Here is a 17480-nt window from a genome sequence, read left to right as displayed (position 1 = left end):
CCGGCCCTTAGAACTGCACGCGCGGCGGCTCTGCGATCGCCGCAGGCTCCGTCACCTCGAAGAACTCGCGCTCGTGGAAGCCGAGGCTGCGCACGAAGAGGGTGTTCGGGAAGACCTTGATCTTCGTGTTCAGCTCGCGCACGCCGCCGTTGTAGAACCGGCGAGAGGCCTGGATCTTGTCTTCGGTGTCGACGAGCTCGGCCTGCAGCTGCAGGAAGTTCTGGCTCGCCTGGAGCTGCGGGTACGCCTCGGCGACCGCGAAGATCGACTTCAGGGCCTGCTGCATGTGGTTCTCGGCGACACCCGCCTCGGCCGGGCCGTGCGCCTGCAGCGTCTCGGCTCGCGCGCGCGTGACGTTCTCGAAGACCGCCTTCTCGTGGGCGGCGTAGCCCTTCACCGCCTCGATGAGGTTGGGGATCAGGTCGGCTCGGCGCTTCAGCTGCACCGTGATGTCGCTCCACGCCTCGTCGACGCGCACGTTGAGCGTCACCAGCGAGTTGTACGTCGCCCAGAGGTAGATTCCGATGATCACCACGAGTGCGACGACGATGATGACGGGGATGAGCCATTCCATGGCACGGACTCCTAGCGCTCTCGCGACCGAAACGGATGAACGGTGTCTCACCATCCTACTGAGCGGCGGACGGGATGCACCGGGCTTCCCATGAGACTCGGAGGGAAGTTCCGGGCGCCTCGTGGGAGGGACTCAGGCTGGACGGCCTCCGGTGCATCCGATGCGTCGTGCCGTCGAGTGACCGGACGATCGCTGCGTCCGCACGCCCTGCGACGCCGAATTCGTGTGTCGCAGCCGTCATCCGCCATCGCCGACCGGGAGAATCACCCCCACGCGCCGGCATCTCGCGGGCGCGTCGATCCGCTCCACCGATCCGAAAGAGCACAATGCGAAAAACACTTCTCGCGGCATTCGCGACCGTCGTGACCGTCTGCGGCCTCACGTTCGCCGCCGCACCCGCGCAGGCGAGCACCGGCGGCACCGTCGATGGCGATCTCCACCCCGACGTCGGCCTGATCGCCTTCTACGACGGCGACGGCAGGTGGCGCTGCAGCGCCACGCTCGTCTCGCCCACCGTGGTCATCACGGCGGCGCACTGCACGCTCGGCACGCTCGGCAAGACGCTCGTCACGTTCGACACGTACCTCGACGACGCCCCGCCGTCGTTCCTGCCCGAGGCAGCCGACCCGGCGGCCGGCTACACCGCCGCGGAGCTCGCCGCGGCCGGGTACCACTCCGGCACGGCCTACACGCACCCCGAGTACTCCGACTTCACGGACCTGAAGAACTGGAACGACGTCGGCGTGATCGTGCTCGACGAGCCCCTCGCGTCGCACGACACCGCGGGCTACGCGCCGATCGCCGAAACCGGGACCCTCGACCTGATCGCGCCGTCCGACTACAAGGAGACGATCTTCACCGCGGTCGGCTACGGCACCGAGGTGCGCCAGGACGGCGTCGACAACCGCAAGCCCGTACCGCAGTCGTACCCCATTGTGCGCCGGTACGTCGAGATGCCCGCCCAGAAGATCACGCCGCAGATCCTGCAGACCAACGGCAACGAGAACGACCCGTGGGGAACGGGCGGCACCTGCTTCGGCGACTCGGGCGGCCCCGTCTACCTCGACGGCGAGCTCGTCGCCGTGACGAGCTACGGCTACACCTCCAATTGCCGATACCTCGACGGGTACCAGCGCGTGGACATCCCGGTCGTCGAGGCGTGGCTCGACGGCTTCGGCCTGTAGTCCGGTTCGTCGGGGAGGGGCGGATGCCGCGTGGCATCCGCCCCCCTTCGTGCCTCGATCAGGCCCCGAGCACCCGATCGAGGTACGGGTTGGCGAAGCGCCGCTCGGGGTCGAGCTCGTCGCGCACGCGCAGGAAGTCGTCGAACCGGGGATAGAGCTCCCGCAGGGTCTCCGCGGTCTGCGTGTGCATCTTGCCCCAGTGGGGGCGCCCGTCGAATCCGCGCATGATCTCCTCGACGGCGGCGAAGTACTCGGTCGGATCCTCGCGGAAGTACCGATGCACGGCGATGTAGCCGGTCTCGCGTCCGTAGGCCGTCGAGAGCCAGTTCTCGTCGGATGCCGCGGCCCGCACCTCGATCGGGAAGCTGATGCGCCATCCCTTCCGCTCGATGAGCGCACGCACCTCGCGGAACGCGTCGGGCACGGCCTCGAGCGGCACGGCGTACTCCATCTCCCGGAACCGCACGCTGCGATGCGTCGTGAACACGCTCGGCGAGAAGTCGGTGAAGTCCCGGCCGCCCGAGAGCCGCTCGACCAGGCGAGCGAACCGCGGCGTCGTGCCCGGTGCGAGCCGGCCGAGCGCGCAGATGGCGCGGTATGCGCCGTTCGCGAGCAGTTCGTCGTCGACCCACCGCGACACCCGTCCGAGCGGTTCCCGCGGCGCGTCGCCCGGCAACCGCGTGTTGGTCTTCGTGAGCGCGGCGTCGGTGTGCGGGAACCAGTAGAACTCGAAGTGGTCGGCGCGGCGCACGCGGTCGATCCAGCCGTCGAGCACGTCGCCGAGGGGCTCGGGCCGCTCGACGGCGTGCAGCACGTACCGCGGCACGAGCTGCAGCGTGAGTTCCACGAGCACGCCGAGCGCGCCGAGCCCGAGGCGTATGGCGGGCAGGAGGTCGGAGTGCTCGGCCTCGCTCACGGTCAGGAGCTCACCGTTGCCGGTCACCAGCCTCGCACCGGCGATCTGCGTCGCGAGGCCGCCGAACGCGAGTCCGGTGCCGTGCGTGCCGGTCGACGTGGCACCGGCGATCGTCTGCCGGTCGATGTCGCCCATGTTGGCGAGGGCGAACCCGTAGGGCGCGAGCAGCGCGGGCAGCCGGTGCAGTCGGGTTCCGGCGGCGAGCGCGACCCGGCCGGTCGCGACATCCGCGTCGACGACGCCCTGGAGGTCGGTGAGGTCCAACTGCACGCCCGGCGCCACCGCGATCCCCGTGAAGCTGTGCCCAGATCCGACCGGTTTGATGCGCAGGCCGGATGCCGCGGCGGAGGCGATCGCGCGCTGCACCGCGCCGGCCGTGGCCGGCCGCTCGACACGCAGCGGCCGCACCGACTCGGTGCGTGCCCAGTTGCGCCACGTGGCTCCGCTCGCCGTCACAGGAATGCCTTCCCCTCTCCCCGGTAGGTGGGGACCGTGTCGACCACTGCTCCGCCGTCGACGACGGCGAACTGGTTCAGGTGCTCGGAGAGCTCGCCCGACTTCGTGTGCCGGAACCAGACCCGGTCCCCCACACGCAGCGCGCGCGCGGCCCGCCCGATCACCGGGGTCTGCACTTCGCCGGCTGATTCGCGGGCGAGCATCTCGAGACCCTCGGGCCACACGATCCTGGGCACGCGGTCGCCGCCGGGCGGCCCCGACGCGATCCAACCGCCGCCGAGGATCGTGGCGTGGTCGGGGCTCGGCGAGCGCACGACGTCGAGTGCGAAGGCCGCGGCGGGAGCCGGCGTGAAGTGCGCATAGCCGTCGAACAGATGGCCGCCGAAGAGGCCCGAGCCCGCGGCGATCTCGGTGACCGAGGCATCCGCCGCCGTGGCCTCGAGCGATCCGGTGCCGCCGCCGTTCACGAACTCGAGCTCGGCGTGTTCGCGCACCGCCGCGACCGCGCGCGCCCGACGCTCGAGGAGCTCGGGCATCGACCGGGACTGCATCCACCGGTTCACGGCGCCGTCCACCGGCCGCCCGGCGGGCCGGTTCACGACGCCGGCGATCTGCGCCTCGTAGGCCATCATCCCGACGAGCCGGAACCCCCGCCTCCCTGCGATGTAGGCGGCGAGCGCGCCCGCCTCGGCCGGCTCGTGCACCGGCGAGCGGCGCACACCCACGTGACCGAGCCCGGGCACCCGCCATGACGCGTCGAGCTCGAGGCAGACCCGGATCGTCTCGCGCTCGGCCGGCGGCAGCACGGCGTCGATGAGGTCGAGCTGCTGCGGGGAATCCACCATGAGCGTGATGCGGCTCGCGAGGTCCGCGTCGCGGCCGAGCCGGCGGATGCCGCCCCGCTCCGCCGTGGGGTAGCCCACCACGAGGTCGTCGACGGTGTCGGCGAGCCAGATAGCCTCTGCGAGCGTATAGGCGAGCACGCCGTGATACCCCGGCTCGCGGAGGAGCGCCTCGATCACACTGCGCACGCGCACCGACTTCGACGCGATGCGGATCGGGGTGCCGGCGGCGCGGCGGGCCATGTCGAGCGCGTTGTGCCGCAGCGCTGCCAGGTGGATGGCACCGACGGGCGCGTCGAGGTCGCGCGTGGCGGCGGTGAGGGCAGGCCAGTGCCGTGTGGGATCGAGCCAGCTCGGGGCATCCGTCGCCGCGGCGGCCATACGCAGGTCGAGTGCCATCAGCGCACGCTCCGCACGCGCATGACCGCGACGGCGCCGGCGATGCCGAACGCGGCGCTGAGCAGGAACACGAGCGTGAACGATCCCGTGGCGACGACGGCGGCCGCGCCGAGCAGGGGACCGAGCGACTGCGGCACCGCGGTGGCGATGTTCATGATGCCGAGGTCCTTGCCGCGGGCCGCCGGGTCGGGCAGCACCTGCGTGGCGAGGGCCTGGTCGACCGAGAGGAAGCAGCCGTACCCGAGGCCGAGCAGGCCCGCGGCGATCATCGCGACCGTGAGGTCGGGCACGAGCGCGAGGAGCAGTGCGGCGAGCCCCTGCAGCGTGGCGGCCACGAACACGAAGACGCGGCGGCGTCCGAGCCGGTCACTCAGCGCGCCGAAGCCGAGCGAGGCGACGATCACGAACACCATGTAGATGAGCGTGAGCACGATGAGGTCGGTCTCGGCGTTCTCGTCGTCGAGGCCGAACATGAGGAAGTAGAGCAGGAGCCCCGTGCCGAGCGCGTTGCCGATCGACACGAGCACGCGGCTGAGCAGGGTCCACCCGAAGTCGGGGTAGCGGCGCGGGCTGATCCAGAGGCTCTCGACGACGCCCCGGGCGGTGACGCGCGCCCGCTCCCCCGGCGCGAGCGGCTCGTCGTGGCGGCGCAGGAACGGCAGCGCGAGCACCACGAGCGCGGCGGCGATCAGGGCATAACCGGCGACCGTGCCGGTCACGACCATGGTGACGAGCACGAGTCCCACGATGATGCCGACCGCCTGCGGCGCCGACATCCAGCCCGAGACGAATCCGCGCTGCCCGACGGGCACCTGATCGGAGATGGTCGCGGTGAGGGCGGCCGTCATGATGCAGAAGCCGACCGTCGCGGCGATCCAGGCCGCGCCGATCGCCCACAGTTCGGTCTGGAACCCGAGCGCCACGAGGGCGACCGCGAACACCACGGCACCCGCGGCGATCCACGGCCGGCGCCGGCCGAACCGGCTCGTCGTGCGGTCGGAGAGCGCCCCCGTGAGCGGGTAGGCGACGATCACGAACAGCGACGCGATGCCCGAGATCGCACCGAATGCGACGACGCTGTCGACCCAGTCGTCGGGCTGCAGCCGTGCGTCGATCTGTGCGGGCAGCAGCAGTTGCACGGGCGTGAGCTGGGCCATCCAGATGCCGAACCAGGCGCTCGCGAACGCGGCCACCCATCCGGCGCCGACGCGGCGGGTGGGTTCGGCGAGTGCCGCGGTCGGAGGGGCCGCGGATGTCGCGTCGAGGTCGGTCATCGGTCGTCGGTCATCGGTCGTCGGCCATTCTCGCGAGGGCGTCGGCGGCCGCACGCGCGACCGCCCGGGCGGCGGCGTCGTCGCGGTCGACGAGCCAGGTGAGGGTGAGTCCGTCGGTGAAGGCGACGAGCACGTGCGCGACCTCCTCGACGGGCGCACGCCACGTCGCAGCGGCGGCCTCGGCCGCGATCTCGAGCGAGTGCACGGCCAACTCGGCGTATCGCCGGTACTGGGCGACGGCGAGCGGATGCCGCTCGGGCGAACGGAGCGCGTACTGCGTGAGCTCCAGCATCGCCTGCTCGTGATCGGGGTCGGCCTTCAGGTGCTCGAGGTAGCGAAGCAGGCCAGACTCGAGGATCTGGCGAAGGTCCTGACCCGGCACGAGGTCGGGGATCACCGCCTGCTGCTCGCGGGCGACGACCGTGGCGATGAGCTCGTCGATGAGCTCATCGCGCGAGTCGAACGCGTAGTGGAAGCTCGCGAGCGACATGCCCGCCTCGGCGACGATCGCACGCGTGGTCGCTTGTGCGATGCCGCGCCGGGAGACCACGCGCAGGGCTGCCTCGACCAGGGCGCTGCGGCGTTCGGATGCGGGGATGCGTGCCACCCGGCTCCTCTCGACCTCGTCGCCGACCGAAGTGGGACGGTCGTCCCAGTCGCACCAGTATGCAGCAAACCCGTCATCGGCGCACCCGTCGCCCGATACGATCGCCTCATGCGCCTCGGGGTCCTCGACGTCGGTTCCAACACCGTGCACCTGCTCGTCGTCGACGCCCACCGCGGTGCGCGACCCATTCCGATGACGTCGCAGAAATCGGTGCTGCGCCTCATGCGGTACCTCGACGACGACGGGGCGATCCGCGACGAGGGCGTCGACGCCATCCTCACCGCGGTGCGCGAGGGCGCCGAGGCCGCACGGCAGTCGGGCGTCGACGAATTCCTCCCCTTCGCGACCTCCGCGATTCGGGAGGCGGCGAACGGCGAGGAGGTGCTCGCACGCGTCGCCGACGAGACCGGCGTCGAACTACAGGTGCTCTCCGGCGAGGACGAGGCGCAGCTCACCTATCTCGCGGTGCGCCGCTGGTACGGCTGGTCGGCCGGGCGGATCCTCCTGTTCGACATCGGCGGCGGCTCACTCGAACTGACGCAGGGCATCGATGAGGTTCCCGATGTCGCGCGGTCGCTGCCCCTCGGAGCCGGCCGTTCGACCATCGAGTTCCTCCCCGATGACCCGCCCTCCACCGACCAGGTCGCGAACCTCCGCGGACATGCACGCGCCGTGCTCGCCGAGGCGGTGGCACCGTTCCGCGATCTCCCCTCGCCCGATCACGTGGTGGGTTCCTCGAAGACGATCCGCTCGCTCGCGAGGCTCGCCGGCACGGTCGAGGAGGGCGTCGGGTCATCCGATCGCGTCATCCTCACCCGCCGCGGCCTCGACGACTGGACGCCGCGCCTCGCGAAGATCCCCGCCGACGCGCGGCCCGCCCTGCCCGGCATCACCGCCGACCGCACGTTCCAGATCGTCGCCGGCGCCGTCGTGCTCTCCGAGGCGATGCGGGCCTTCGGCGTCGACGAGCTCGAGGTGTCGCCGTGGGCGCTGCGCGAGGGCCTCATCCTGCGCCGGCTCGACCGCATGACCTGAGAGGGAGACCGACATGAGCGAGAAGGTGACGCGTGAGGTGCTGGAGAGCTTCCTCGAGGCGTTCAACGACCACGACCTCGACCGGATCATGGGCTACTTCGCCGATGACTGCGTCTTGTACATGCCGAGAGGCGCGACGCCTCGTGGCGACCGGTTCGTCGGCAGGGAGGACGTGCGCGCGGGGCTCGCGAAGCGGCTCGAGGGCATCCCCGATCTCCACTACGGAGACGATCGCCACTGGGCCTGCAGCGACGGCCTCGGCGTGTCCGAGTGGACGCTGACCGGCACCTCGACCGCTGGCCAGTCGATCGAGGTGCGCGGCGTCGACCTGCTCGAGTTCGACGACGACGGCAAGATCACCCGCAAGGACTCGTTCTGGAAGATCCTCGAGTGAGGAGCGCCTGCGAGTGCTCCCGCTGGGATTCGAACCCAGACTGAGGCGAGTTTAAGTCGCCTGCCTCTGCCGATTGGGCTACGGGAGCGCGGTGCCGCGCGAGGACGGCACCGCGTTCCACACTACTTCGCCGCGACCGGCTCGCCCTTGGCCTCGACTTCGGCGGCCTTCGACGAGCTCGCTGCGGCGGTCGTCCTCACGGTCTTCGAGGTGCTGCCGGCGGATGCCCCGACAGCGGGTGCCGGCGCGGCCGCCGCCGGCGGCTTCGGACGCGCGGCGAACTGCTCGAACGCGGCGCGGGGCTGTTGCAGCGCCGAGAGCGACACGATGTCGCGACCGAGCCAGAAGTTGTTCCACCAGCCCCAGAACACGCGGAACTTGCGCTCCCACGTGGGCATCGCGAGGCCGTGGTAGCCGCGGTGCGCGAACCAGGCGATGAGGCCCTTGAGGGCGAGATTGCCCGACTGGAATACGCCCGAGCCGATGCCGAGGCCGGCCACGGCACCGAGGTTCTTGTGGAAGTACTCCTTGGGCTCCTCACCGCGGAGCACCGCGACGATGTTCTTCGCGAGGAGCTTGCCCTGCCGCACGGCGTGCTGCGCGTTCGGCACGCAGTAGCCGCCGACGCCGCCGCCCGAGAGGTCGGGCACGGCGGCGATGTCGCCGGCGGCCCATGCGTCGGCCACCCAGTCGTCTTCGTCGCCCACGCGGAGGTCGGCACGGGTGAGGATACGGCCGCGCTCCTCGACGGGAAGGTCGCTGGTGCGCACGATGGCCGGGTTGGCCATGACGCCGGCGGTCCACACGACGAGGTCGGACTCGAAGGTCTCGCCCGTCGACAGCTCGATCCTGCCGTCGACCGCGCTCGTGAGCTGCGTGTCGAGGTGGATCTCGGCGCCGCGCTGTGCAAGGTGCTTGATGACCCAGTGGCTGGTCGGCAGCGAGACCTCGGGCATGATGCGGCCCATGGCCTCGATGAGGTGGAAGTGCGTCTCGTCGAACGTGAGCTGCGGGTAGTACTCGAGCAGCGCGCTCGCGAACGAGCGGAGCTCGGCGAACACCTCGATGCCCGCGAAGCCGCCGCCGACGACGACGAACGTGAGCAGGCGCTCGCGCTCGGGACCGGGCGGGAGGGTCGCCGCCTTGTCGAAGTTGGTGAGCACGCGGTCGCGGATCGCGACGGCCTCCTCGATCGTCTTCAGGCCGATCGCGTTCTCGGCGATGCCGGGGATCGGGAAGGTGCGCGACACGGCGCCGCCCGTGACGACGATGACGTCGTACTCGAACTCCCACGACTCGCCGACCTCGGGCGTGATCGTCGCCGTCTTCGTCGCGTGGTCGATGCCGGTGACCTTCGCGGTGACGATGTTGGTCTTCTTCAGATGCCGGCGCTGGGACACCACCGAATGCCGCGGCTCGATCGAACCGGCCGCCACCTCGGGGAGGAAGGGCTGGTACGTCATGTAGGGAAGCGGGTCGACGATCGTCACCTCAGCCTCGCCGGGACGCAGCCACTTCTCGAGCTTCCACGCTGTGTAGAACCCTGCATAGCCACCGCCGACGATGAGAATCTTGGGCACGGTGAATGGACTCCTCAGTTTCTGATCAATAGCGGACCTGTGTGCGATCACTGCTCGCGAGTGCGGACAGTCCGCCTGGTATGCCGAGTGGCGCCGATGCCCAACAGCGCTGCTAGCGTACCAAATCCGGCGACGAGCGAGAGCGGGACGGTGATGTAGGCCAGCGTCCAGGCCGTCGGGAGGAGGGTCTGCGCGCCGTCCGACCTCGGCAGCGGCGGATCGGCGATCGGGACGATCTCCTGGCTCTCGCCATCGGTGGCCGGCGGCTCGATGTCCGCCCGCCGATGCAGTGCGATCCAGTCCGCGAGGCTGCCGAGCGGGTTGGCGTCGACCTCGGGGACGTCCGCGGTGAGCGCCGCGACCGGGTCGATGAGCCCCCAGCCGTAGAGCGGGCTCGGCACGTCGTGCCCGTTCGGGTCCGCCGTGCGGATGACCCGCTCGATGACGTTCGCCGCATCCAGTTCGGGATATTCGCTGCGCACGAGCGCCACGAGACCCGACACGATCGGCGCCGCGGCGCTCGTGCCGTCCCACTGCACGTACCCGCCGTCGGGCAGCACGCCGACGAGGTCCTCGCTCGGTGCCGCGACCGCGATCGTGATGCCCTGCGAGCTCGCGTCGAAGCTCGCGTTCTTCTCCCGGTCGACGCCGGCGACCGTGAGCACGCCCGGGATGGTGGCCGGCGCACCGACCTCGCTGGTGCCGCTGCCGCGGTTTCCGGCCGCCGCGACGACCACCACGTCGTGCTCGAAGGCGTACGTGAACGCGTCGTCCCAGCTCTCGGGCCAGTCGCGGGTGTTCCGGGTGAGCGACATGTTGATGACGTCAGCGCCGGAGTCGACCGCCCAGCGCACCGCCTCGGCGATCTGGTCGTCGTTCGACTTCTCAGCACCGGTGTCCTGACCGAACGCGACCGACGCCGTCAGCAGATCCGCCTCGGGCGCGACGCCGATGACGCCGTTGCCCTCACCGGTGCCCCGGCCCGCGAGCAGCGACGCCACGAGCGTGCCGTGGTTGGGGTCGTCGCCGACCGGGGTCTGGCCGTCGGGGCTGCCGAGGCCCGAGACATCCGTGCCGCCGACGACGGCGCCGCGCAGTTCGGCGACGTTGCCGTTCACGCCCGTGTCGATGATCGCCACCGTCACGCCCTCGCCGCGCGACGAGGTCCATGCGGTCGTGAAGCGGTAGTCGGTGAGCCAGTACTCGAGGTCGCGCACGGTGTCGGCGTGCGCGGGCGTCGCACCCGCGAGTGCGATCATCGTGGCCGCGGCGACGGTCGCGGCCACCGTGCCCACGCGGGACATCGCGCGACGCAGCGGGCGGGTCATGCGAGGCTCCTGGTGTCGTCGTCGTCGGGGTCGGCCGGGTCGGGCACGTCGACGCCGTAGTCGGGGCACTGGCACACGTCGGGCGACCACGACGAGCGCTCGAGCGCGATGTCGCCGATGGGGTTCGCGCCCGGCCCGGCCGCGAGCGAGTGCGCCGCGAGCGCGTGCAGGCACTTCACCCGCGTCGGCATGCCGCCGGCCGAGATCCCCTCGATCTCGGGCACCACGGCGATCGACTCGCGATCGGCCAGGTACTCGCGATGCGCCCGCTCGTACGCGGCGGCGATCTCGGGGTGCGCAGTCAGGAGCTCGTTGCACTCGACCATCACCTGCGCCGCCTCGAGGAACGACATGGCGGCCGTCGCCACGGGATGCGTGAGGTAGTAGAACGTCGGGAACGGCGTGCCATCTGACAGCCGCGGCGCGGTCGAGACGACCGTCGGAGCGCCGCACGCGCATCGTGCCGCGATCCCGACGACGTCGCGCGCGCGCCGGCCGAGCTGCGCCGACACGATGCGGATGTCGCGCTCGCTCACCGGGGCGAAGGGCGGCCGCGTCATCCGTCGCTCCCATCGGCCGGCGCGGTCGGTTCGGGCGCGAGCCCCGCGATCATCACGGAGTCGAGCATCGTGCGCATCCAGTCGCCCTTCGATTCGGTCACTTCGGCCGAGACCTCGGCCGTGGCATCCGCCTTCGCCGCCTCGGTGCGGTCGTCGATGACGAGGTAGCTCACCTCCCCGGGCATCACGTAGTACAACCGCTCGCGCGCCTGGGTCATGATGAACGTCTCGTCGTTCCAACGTTCGCGCTCGTCGCGGAGGCGCTGCACCTCCTCCTCCTGTGCGGACACGGTGGCGCGCAGTTCGGCGATCTGCTGGCGCTGCTGTGCGAACGCCGCGATGGTCGGCGCCAGAACCACGACCGCGAGCACGAGCACACCCATCATGATGAGCGAGAACCCTGAGAATCGGATGCCGCTCAGCCAGCCCGCGCGATCGGCCGACGGTGACGCGGCCGGCGAGGACGTCGAGGCGGGCCGGCGGGTCTTGGACGACGCGGTCTTCGAGGCCTTCTTCGACGGCTTGGATGACGCGGGCTTCGACGGCTTCGACGACGCGGGCTTGGACGGCTTCGACGACGCCGATCCCTTGGCCGCGCCGGCGCCCGAGGGTCGCCGCGGAGGGCGCGGAGCATCCGGCGTCATCGCCCCTCCTCACCGAGCCCGGAAGACGCGTCGGGGGCGGCCCCACGGCCGCCCCCGACACCCGATCAGGCCGTGAACCGGGGGAACGCCGTGCGGCCGGCGTACACCGCGGCCTCGCCGAGCTCTTCTTCGATCCTCAGGAGTTGATTGTACTTGGCGACGCGCTCGCTCCTGGCGGGCGCGCCCGTCTTGATCTGGCCGCAGTCGGTCGCGACGGCGAGGTCGGCGATCGTCGTGTCCTCGGTCTCGCCCGAGCGGTGCGAGAGCACCGCGGTGTAACCGGCGCGCTGCGCGAGCTTCACGGCGTCGAGCGTCTCGGTGAGCGTGCCGATCTGGTTGACCTTCACGAGGATCGAGTTCCCGGCGTGCTTCGCGATGCCGTCGGCCAGGCGCATCGGGTTGGTGACGAAGAGGTCGTCTCCGACGACCTGGAGCTTCGCGCCGAGCTCGGAGGTGAGCGTGGTCCATCCGGCCCAGTCGTCCTCGGCGAGCGGGTCCTCGATGGACACGAGGGGGTAGGCGCCGGCGAGCTCGGCGTAGTACGCGCCCATCTCCTCGGCGGTGCGGTCCTTGCCCTCGAAGCGGTAGACGCCGTTCTCGAAGAACTCGGTGGCCGCGACATCCAGACCGAGCGCGACGTCGGTGCCGAGCGTGAAGCCGGCCGTGCCGATCGCCTCGGCGATCAGGTCGAGTGCGGCGCGGTTGCTCGCGAGGTCGGGGGCGAATCCACCCTCGTCGCCGAGGCCCGTGGAGAGGCCCTTCGACTTCAGCAGGCTCTTCAGCGCGTGGTACGTCTCGACGCCCCAGCGGAGGCCCTCGGAGAAGGTCGGCGCGCCGACCGGCAGGATCATGAACTCCTGGATGTCGACCCCGGTGTCGGCGTGCGCGCCGCCGTTGATGATGTTCATCATGGGCACGGGCAGCACGTGCGCGTTCGGCCCGCCGAGGTAGCGGAACAGCGGCAGGTCGGCCGAGTCGGCCGCGGCCTTCGCGACCGCGAGGCTGACGCCGAGGATCGCGTTGGCGCCGAGGCTGCCCTTGTTGTCGGTGCCGTCGGCCTCGATGAGGGCGGCGTCGACCAGTCGCTGGTCGGCGGCGTCGAGGTCCTCGATGGCCGGGCCGAGCTCGTCGAGCACGGCGTCGACGGCCTTCTGCACGCCCTTGCCGAGGTAGCGGTCGCCGTCGCCGTCGCGCAGCTCGTACGCCTCGAAGGCGCCGGTGGACGCGCCGGAGGGCACCGCCGCACGGGCGAGCGTGCCGTCGTCGAGGAGCACCTCGACCTCGACGGTCGGGTTGCCGCGCGAATCCAGAATCTCGCGGGCGCCTACAGCTTCGATGAATGCCACAGTGAACTCCTCTGTGATGGGGGGTGTGCGTCGGACGACTCCATCGTGATCCGCTGGTCAGTCTAGTGAGGCCGTCTCACCGCGTGACGTCGAGCGACGGATGCCCCGCGCGGCGGCGCCGCGAGCTGGTCGCGGCATCGCTCGCTGGTCGCCGGAGGAATCGAGAAGTCGCGTTTGCTCAGTCGCACCCTGCAAACGCGACTTCTCGATCCCGGCGACGGTGCGCCCGCGACTCGGCCGACTCGGCGGCCGAATCCTCCGAGCCGCGGATCCGACTCCCGCCCGGCTCAGGCGGCCAGTTCGCGGAACGCGAGCGACGAGGTATCCGTCGTCTCGGCACCCACCTGCGCCCACGCGTCGAAGCCGTCGGCGGTCACCCGGTCGAGCAGGGCGCGCAGGTTCTTCACGCGGCGCTCGAAGCGCACGCGGGTTCCGGATGCCACGAGCTCGTGCTTGAGGGCGAGCAGCGTCGCCGGCGCGACCTCGGCGTCGTAGACGAGCACGACCGAGCGCGGACGGCCCTCGTCGCGCACGGCGAGCAGGTCGACGATGCGCTCGAAACCGATCGAGAACCCGCACGCCGGCACCTCCTGGCCGAGGAACCGCCCGATCATGTGGTCGTAGCGACCACCGCCGCCGAGCGAATACCCGAGGTCGGGGTGCGCGATCTCGAAGATCGTGCCGGTGTAGTAGCCCATCCCGCGCACGAGCGTCGGGTCGAACTCGATCGCCGCGTCGGGGAGGGCGGCGCGGAGCGCGAGGAGGTCGTCGTACGCCTCGAGGTCGAGCCAGGCCGGAGGGCGCACGACGCCGTCGCGCAGGTGCCAGTCGGCCGACGCGAGCGCTTCGAGCTCGGCGGCGACATCCGCGGCATCGGGCCCCTCCTCGACGATGCCGAGTTCGCGCAACTCGGCCGCGACGCCCGCGGTGCCGATCTTGTCGAGCTTGTCGATCGTGATGAGCGCACGCTCGCGGAACTCCTCGGGGACGCCCCACGACTCCAGGATGCGGGCGAGGATGCGCCGATCGTTGATGCGGATGATGCAGTCGCCGAGGCCGAGCGCGTCGAGCGTGGCGAGCGTGGCGGTGAGCAGCTCGAGCTCGGCCAGCTGCCCGGCCTCGCCGATGATGTCGATGTCGCACTGCACGAACTGCCGGAAGCGGCCCTTCTGGGGGCGCTCGGCACGCCACACCGGCGCGATCTGGATCGCCCGGAACACCGGCGGCAGCGCCGCGCGGTGCGTCGCGTAGAACCGCGCGAGCGGCACGGTGAGGTCGTAGCGCAGGCCGAGGTCGGCGAGCGACAGGGCGTCGCCGGATGCCGCGGCCGCCGCCAGGTCGTCGGGCGTGAGGCCGCGCTTCATCACCGCGAACGCGAGCTTCTCGTTGTCGCCGCCGAGGCCGGCGTGCAGGCGCTGCGAATCCTCCATCACGGGCGTCTCGATCTCGTCGAAGCCGTGCGCCCGGTACACGTCGCGGATCACGCCGAGGGCGTGCTCGCGGCGGGCCTTCTCGGCGGGCAGGAAGTCGCGCATGCCGCGCGGAGGGGTGACGGATGCGGCCATGCCGACCATTCTTCCAGCACGCGGGAGGTCGTCCGCGCGCACGGCAGTGCACGGCATCGCGTGCGGGCTCGCGCGGGAACCGCGCCTCAGCCGAACAGGTCGAGGTCGACGCCCCGGTCGCGTGCCGCGCGCTGCAGGGCCTCGGCCTCGTCGATGCCGACCGCGAGGTACACGTGCAGCCCGTCGGCGTCGTCGCGCAGCAGGTACTCGTAGTCGGTCGTGACGATGACCTCGTCATCGGCGTCGAGGTAGCTCCAGCGCACCCGCACGGTCACCAGTCTGTCGGTGAGGGCGCTGACGGCGCGGATCTCATGCACGGCCGACTCGAGGCCGAGCATGCGGTACATGGCATACGACGACGCCAGCCCGGCCGACATGTCGGCGCGGCTCTCGAGCGCGCCCGCGAACTCGTCGGTGATGATCATGCCCGGCAGGCCCCACAGCCGAGCCGTGGCGTCGGCGTCGAACTCCCGCAACGCCGCCGCGTACTGGTCGAAGAACTCGGCGATGCGCTCCTCGTCGATGGCCATCGCGCCTCCTCGGTGATCGCGCCGACCCTGCTTGGTCCAACCGAACCGTCCTGATCCGACGGTACGCCGACCACGCGGCATCCGCGACCCTAGTCGCCCGGCCTGTCGCCTGCGGAGTCGCCGGCGGCGCGTGCTGTCGCAGCGCGTTCCTCGGCGCCGCGCACGTCCGCCTCGAGCTCGCGCACGGCGTGCCGCAGCGCACGCTCCGCGTCGAGCCCCTGCGAGCGGGCGGATGCCACGAGCGCGAGCAGCGTGCGACCGAGCTCGCCCTCCGTGGCCGGGGCCTCCGGGGCATCCGCGACCCGCACCTCGGCGCCGGGGACGACGCCCACCTTCTCGGCCTTGCCGAGCACCTTCTGCGCGAGCGCGAGCGCGGGCATGCCGCGCGGAATCCCGTCGAGCACGCTCGTGCGGTGCGGCTTCTCGTCGGCCTTCAGCTCGTCCCAGAACGAGACGACGTCGGCGGCGGTCTCGGCGGTGCGATCGCCGCCGAAGACGTGCGGATGCCGCGACACCATCTTCGCGGTCATGTGCGCCGCGACGTCGTGGATGTCGAAGTCCTCGCCAGGCGTGTGCGCCGCGATGTCGGCGTGGAAGAGCACCTGGTAGAGCACGTCGCCGAGCTCTTCGATGAGCTCCGCCCGGCTACCCGACTCGATGGCGTCGATGAGCTCCCAGCTCTCCTCGACGAGGTACTGCACGAGGCTCTCGTGGGTCTGGTCGGCATCCCAGGGGCAGCCACCGGGGGCCCGCAGGAACGCGACGGTCTCGACGAGCTCGTCGAGTGCGCTGCCCTCGCGCGCCGCCGCACCCGCCGTGCGCTCATGACGGATGTCGCCCACGATCGCTCCCCTCCGGGCTCTCGCCCTCGCAGCCATGCTAGGCGCTCGATCACGGTGGTCGGCCGGTCCGACCCGGCGGACCGGCCCGATAGGATCTATTCGGAGTGCCGGGAAGTCTGGTCGGCCGGCGGGAGCCCGCCGAGTTGCCCATCGTCATGCCGTGCGCCCGCCGGCTTCGAGACTGCCGAACAGGGGTCCCATGAACTTCCTCCGCTCCGAGCGCTGGTCCGCCGCCCTCCTCCTCATCGCCGCCATCGTCGGTCTGCTCATCGCCAACCTGAGCTTCGGCCCGGGTCTCGTCGAGTTGAAGCACGCGCACATCGACCTGCCGTGGATCGGGCTCGACCTCTCGATCGGGCACTGGATCAGCGACGGGCTTCTCGCCGTCTTCTTCTTCATCGTGGCGGTGGAGTTGAAGCGCGAACTCGTGATCGGCGAGCTGAACTCGGCCTCGAAGGCGCTGCTTCCGGCGATCGCCGCGGTCGGCGGCGTCATCGTGCCGGCCGCGATCTTCCTCGCGTTCACCGCGGGCACCGACACGATCGACGGCTGGCCGATCCCGACGGCGACCGACATCGCCTTCGCGCTGGGCGTGCTCGCCGTGTTCGGCCGGTGGATCCCCACGCGCGTGCGAGTGTTCCTGCTCGCCCTGGCGGTGCTCGACGACCTGATCGCGATCCTCATCATCGCGTTCTTCTTCACGAGCGACGCCGACCTCGGCGCGCTCGGCTTCGCCGCCATCGCGATCACCGCGTTCGGCGCCGTCAGCCGCCTCATGAAGCCGCGCTCCGTGTGGATCCTCGGGCGGCGCCCGCAGTGGCCGATCATCGTCGTGCTCGTGGTGCTCTGGATCCTCACCTGGTACTTCGTCTACCAGTCAGGCGTGCACGCGACGATCGCCGGCGTCGCCCTCGGCCTGGTCATGGCCCGCCGCCCGGCCGGGCGGGCGGTGCACGTGCTCGAACCGTACTCGAACGGCATCATCCTGCCGCTGTTCGCCTTCTCGGCGGCGATGGTCGCCATCCCCCAGGTGCGTCCGAGCGAGCTCGATCCCGCGTTCTGGGGCATCCTCGTCGCGCTGCCCGTCGGCAAGATCATCGGCATCACCCTCGCGGGCGGCATCGGGGGCCTGGTCGCGAAGCGCCGTTCGGGCACGCCCCTCACGCTCGCGGACCTCGCCATCGTGGGCACGCTCGGCGGCATCGGGTTCACGGTGTCGCTGCTCATGAACGAGCTCGCGTTCGCGGACCTTCCCGACGTGGCCGACGAGGGCACGGTCGCCGTGCTCCTCGGCTCGGGCGCGGCCATGGTGCTCTCGGCGATCTTCGTGACCCTGCTCTCGACGCACTACCGCCGCCGGGGCGCGCACGAGGGCATGGGCGGCGCGTTCTCGCACTGAGGTCG

17 protein-coding genes and 1 tRNA gene are annotated in these 17480 nt (G+C 71.0%); 4 read left to right on the top strand and 14 right to left on the bottom strand.

Annotated features, from left to right (window positions below; translation table 11 throughout):
* Window positions 1-7 precede the first annotated feature (7 nt).
* The gene (locus EZM51_RS08480) at window positions 8-574 is read right to left on the bottom strand and encodes a LemA family protein (RefSeq protein ID WP_136707832.1); all 567 of its coding nucleotides are present in this window, start codon (window positions 572-574) and stop codon (window positions 8-10) included.
* Window positions 575-900: 326 nt separating this feature from the next.
* Between EZM51_RS08480 and EZM51_RS08475 the strand changes: the two genes are divergently transcribed.
* Window positions 901-1758 (top strand): trypsin-like serine protease, encoded by an 858-nt coding sequence (locus EZM51_RS08475; RefSeq protein ID WP_136707831.1) that lies wholly within the window; start codon window positions 901-903, stop codon window positions 1756-1758.
* 58 nt (window positions 1759-1816) lie between these two features.
* Here the strand turns inward: EZM51_RS08475 and EZM51_RS08470 are convergent, their stop codons facing one another.
* Genes EZM51_RS08470 through EZM51_RS08455 form a run of 4 tightly spaced genes read right to left on the bottom strand, consistent with a single transcriptional unit; the run spans window position 1817 to window position 6252 of the window.
* A complete protein-coding gene (locus tag EZM51_RS08470; protein ID WP_136707830.1) occupies window positions 1817-3130 on the bottom strand; it encodes a D-arabinono-1,4-lactone oxidase in 1314 nt (437 codons plus the stop codon).
* Window positions 3127-4371 carry an alanine racemase gene (locus EZM51_RS08465; RefSeq protein ID WP_248305542.1) on the bottom strand — a complete coding sequence of 415 codons (1245 nt, stop codon included), beginning with the start codon at window positions 4369-4371 and terminating at the stop codon, window positions 3127-3129. Before EZM51_RS08465 ends, EZM51_RS08470 begins: the two co-directional genes overlap by 4 nt.
* Window positions 4371-5645 (bottom strand): MFS transporter, encoded by a 1275-nt coding sequence (locus EZM51_RS08460; RefSeq protein WP_136707829.1) that lies wholly within the window; start codon window positions 5643-5645, stop codon window positions 4371-4373. The genes EZM51_RS08465 and EZM51_RS08460 overlap by 1 nt, the downstream gene beginning before the upstream one ends.
* Window positions 5646-5655: 10 nt before the next feature.
* On the bottom strand, window positions 5656-6252 hold the full coding sequence (locus EZM51_RS08455) for a TetR family transcriptional regulator (protein WP_136707828.1): 597 nt from the start codon (window positions 6250-6252) through the stop codon (window positions 5656-5658).
* A gap of 108 nt (window positions 6253-6360) precedes the next feature.
* On the opposite strand from EZM51_RS08455, the gene EZM51_RS08450 reads away from it, so the two are divergent.
* A complete protein-coding gene (locus EZM51_RS08450) occupies window positions 6361-7287 on the top strand; it encodes a Ppx/GppA phosphatase family protein (RefSeq protein ID WP_136707827.1) in 927 nt (308 codons plus the stop codon).
* A 13-nt stretch (window positions 7288-7300) separates the two neighbouring features.
* Window positions 7301-7681 (top strand): nuclear transport factor 2 family protein, encoded by a 381-nt coding sequence (locus EZM51_RS08445; protein ID WP_136707826.1) that lies wholly within the window; start codon window positions 7301-7303, stop codon window positions 7679-7681.
* A gap of 14 nt (window positions 7682-7695) precedes the next feature.
* On the opposite strand, the gene EZM51_RS08440 is transcribed toward EZM51_RS08445, so the two are convergent.
* From EZM51_RS08440 to EZM51_RS08400, 9 genes are all read right to left on the bottom strand, one after another.
* Window positions 7696-7769 (bottom strand) — tRNA-Leu (locus EZM51_RS08440).
* Between the two features lie 34 nt (window positions 7770-7803).
* Complete coding sequence (locus EZM51_RS08435) at window positions 7804-9261, bottom strand: NAD(P)/FAD-dependent oxidoreductase (protein ID WP_136707825.1); 1458 nt, start codon at window positions 9259-9261, stop codon at window positions 7804-7806.
* Window positions 9262-9308: 47 nt separating this feature from the next.
* Window positions 9309-10589: a S8 family serine peptidase gene (locus tag EZM51_RS08430; protein WP_136707824.1), complete on the bottom strand. Its 1281-nt coding sequence runs from the start codon at window positions 10587-10589 to the stop codon at window positions 9309-9311.
* The gene (locus tag EZM51_RS08425; RefSeq protein ID WP_136707823.1) at window positions 10586-11149 is read right to left on the bottom strand and encodes a DUF501 domain-containing protein; all 564 of its coding nucleotides are present in this window, start codon (window positions 11147-11149) and stop codon (window positions 10586-10588) included. Before EZM51_RS08425 ends, EZM51_RS08430 begins: the two co-directional genes overlap by 4 nt.
* Complete coding sequence (locus EZM51_RS21055) at window positions 11146-11793, bottom strand: septum formation initiator family protein (RefSeq protein ID WP_248305541.1); 648 nt, start codon at window positions 11791-11793, stop codon at window positions 11146-11148. Before EZM51_RS21055 ends, EZM51_RS08425 begins: the two co-directional genes overlap by 4 nt.
* Before the next feature lie 65 nt (window positions 11794-11858).
* Window positions 11859-13139, bottom strand: coding sequence for a phosphopyruvate hydratase (gene eno / locus EZM51_RS08415; protein ID WP_136707822.1), 1281 nt, complete (start codon window positions 13137-13139; stop codon window positions 11859-11861).
* 287 nt (window positions 13140-13426) lie between these two features.
* On the bottom strand, window positions 13427-14704 hold the full coding sequence (gene hisS, locus EZM51_RS08410) for a histidine--tRNA ligase (RefSeq protein ID WP_136707821.1): 1278 nt from the start codon (window positions 14702-14704) through the stop codon (window positions 13427-13429).
* Between the two features lie 86 nt (window positions 14705-14790).
* Window positions 14791-15234, bottom strand: coding sequence for a hypothetical protein (locus tag EZM51_RS08405; protein ID WP_211195861.1), 444 nt, complete (start codon window positions 15232-15234; stop codon window positions 14791-14793).
* Window positions 15235-15323: 89 nt separating this feature from the next.
* On the bottom strand, window positions 15324-16076 hold the full coding sequence (locus EZM51_RS08400; protein WP_248305540.1) for a MazG family protein: 753 nt from the start codon (window positions 16074-16076) through the stop codon (window positions 15324-15326).
* 199 nt (window positions 16077-16275) lie between these two features.
* On the opposite strand from EZM51_RS08400, the gene EZM51_RS08395 reads away from it, so the two are divergent.
* A complete protein-coding gene (locus tag EZM51_RS08395) occupies window positions 16276-17475 on the top strand; it encodes a Na+/H+ antiporter NhaA (protein ID WP_136707819.1) in 1200 nt (399 codons plus the stop codon).
* Window positions 17476-17480: the final 5 nt, after the last annotated feature.

This window comes from Agromyces sp. H66, from assembly GCF_004959775.1.
Taxonomy (GTDB): domain Bacteria; phylum Actinomycetota; class Actinomycetes; order Actinomycetales; family Microbacteriaceae; genus Agromyces.
The sequence above is the reverse complement of the archived record's forward strand: the minus strand, read 5'-3'. Positions and strand labels throughout refer to the sequence as shown.

Excerpts from the sequence above, each read along its gene's own strand:
- EZM51_RS08430 (WP_136707824.1), bottom strand. The coding sequence starts at position 10,589 with ATGACCCGCCCGCTGCGTCGCGCGATGTCCCGCGTGGGCACGGTGGCC.
- hisS (WP_136707821.1), bottom strand. The coding sequence starts at position 14,704 with ATGGCCGCATCCGTCACCCCTCCGCGCGGCATGCGCGACTTCCTGCCC.
- EZM51_RS08465 (WP_248305542.1), bottom strand. The coding sequence starts at position 4,371 with ATGGCACTCGACCTGCGTATGGCCGCCGCGGCGACGGATGCCCCGAGC.
- EZM51_RS08395 (WP_136707819.1), top strand. The coding sequence starts at position 16,276 with ATGAACTTCCTCCGCTCCGAGCGCTGGTCCGCCGCCCTCCTCCTCATC.
- EZM51_RS08405 (WP_211195861.1), bottom strand. The coding sequence starts at position 15,234 with ATGGCCATCGACGAGGAGCGCATCGCCGAGTTCTTCGACCAGTACGCG.
- EZM51_RS21055 (WP_248305541.1), bottom strand. The coding sequence starts at position 11,793 with ATGACGCCGGATGCTCCGCGCCCTCCGCGGCGACCCTCGGGCGCCGGC.
- EZM51_RS08425 (WP_136707823.1), bottom strand. The coding sequence starts at position 11,149 with ATGACGCGGCCGCCCTTCGCCCCGGTGAGCGAGCGCGACATCCGCATC.
- EZM51_RS08475 (WP_136707831.1), top strand. The coding sequence starts at position 901 with ATGCGAAAAACACTTCTCGCGGCATTCGCGACCGTCGTGACCGTCTGC.
- EZM51_RS08460 (WP_136707829.1), bottom strand. The coding sequence starts at position 5,645 with ATGACCGACCTCGACGCGACATCCGCGGCCCCTCCGACCGCGGCACTC.
- EZM51_RS08445 (WP_136707826.1), top strand. The coding sequence starts at position 7,301 with ATGAGCGAGAAGGTGACGCGTGAGGTGCTGGAGAGCTTCCTCGAGGCG.
- EZM51_RS08450 (WP_136707827.1), top strand. The coding sequence starts at position 6,361 with ATGCGCCTCGGGGTCCTCGACGTCGGTTCCAACACCGTGCACCTGCTC.
- EZM51_RS08480 (WP_136707832.1), bottom strand. The coding sequence starts at position 574 with ATGGAATGGCTCATCCCCGTCATCATCGTCGTCGCACTCGTGGTGATC.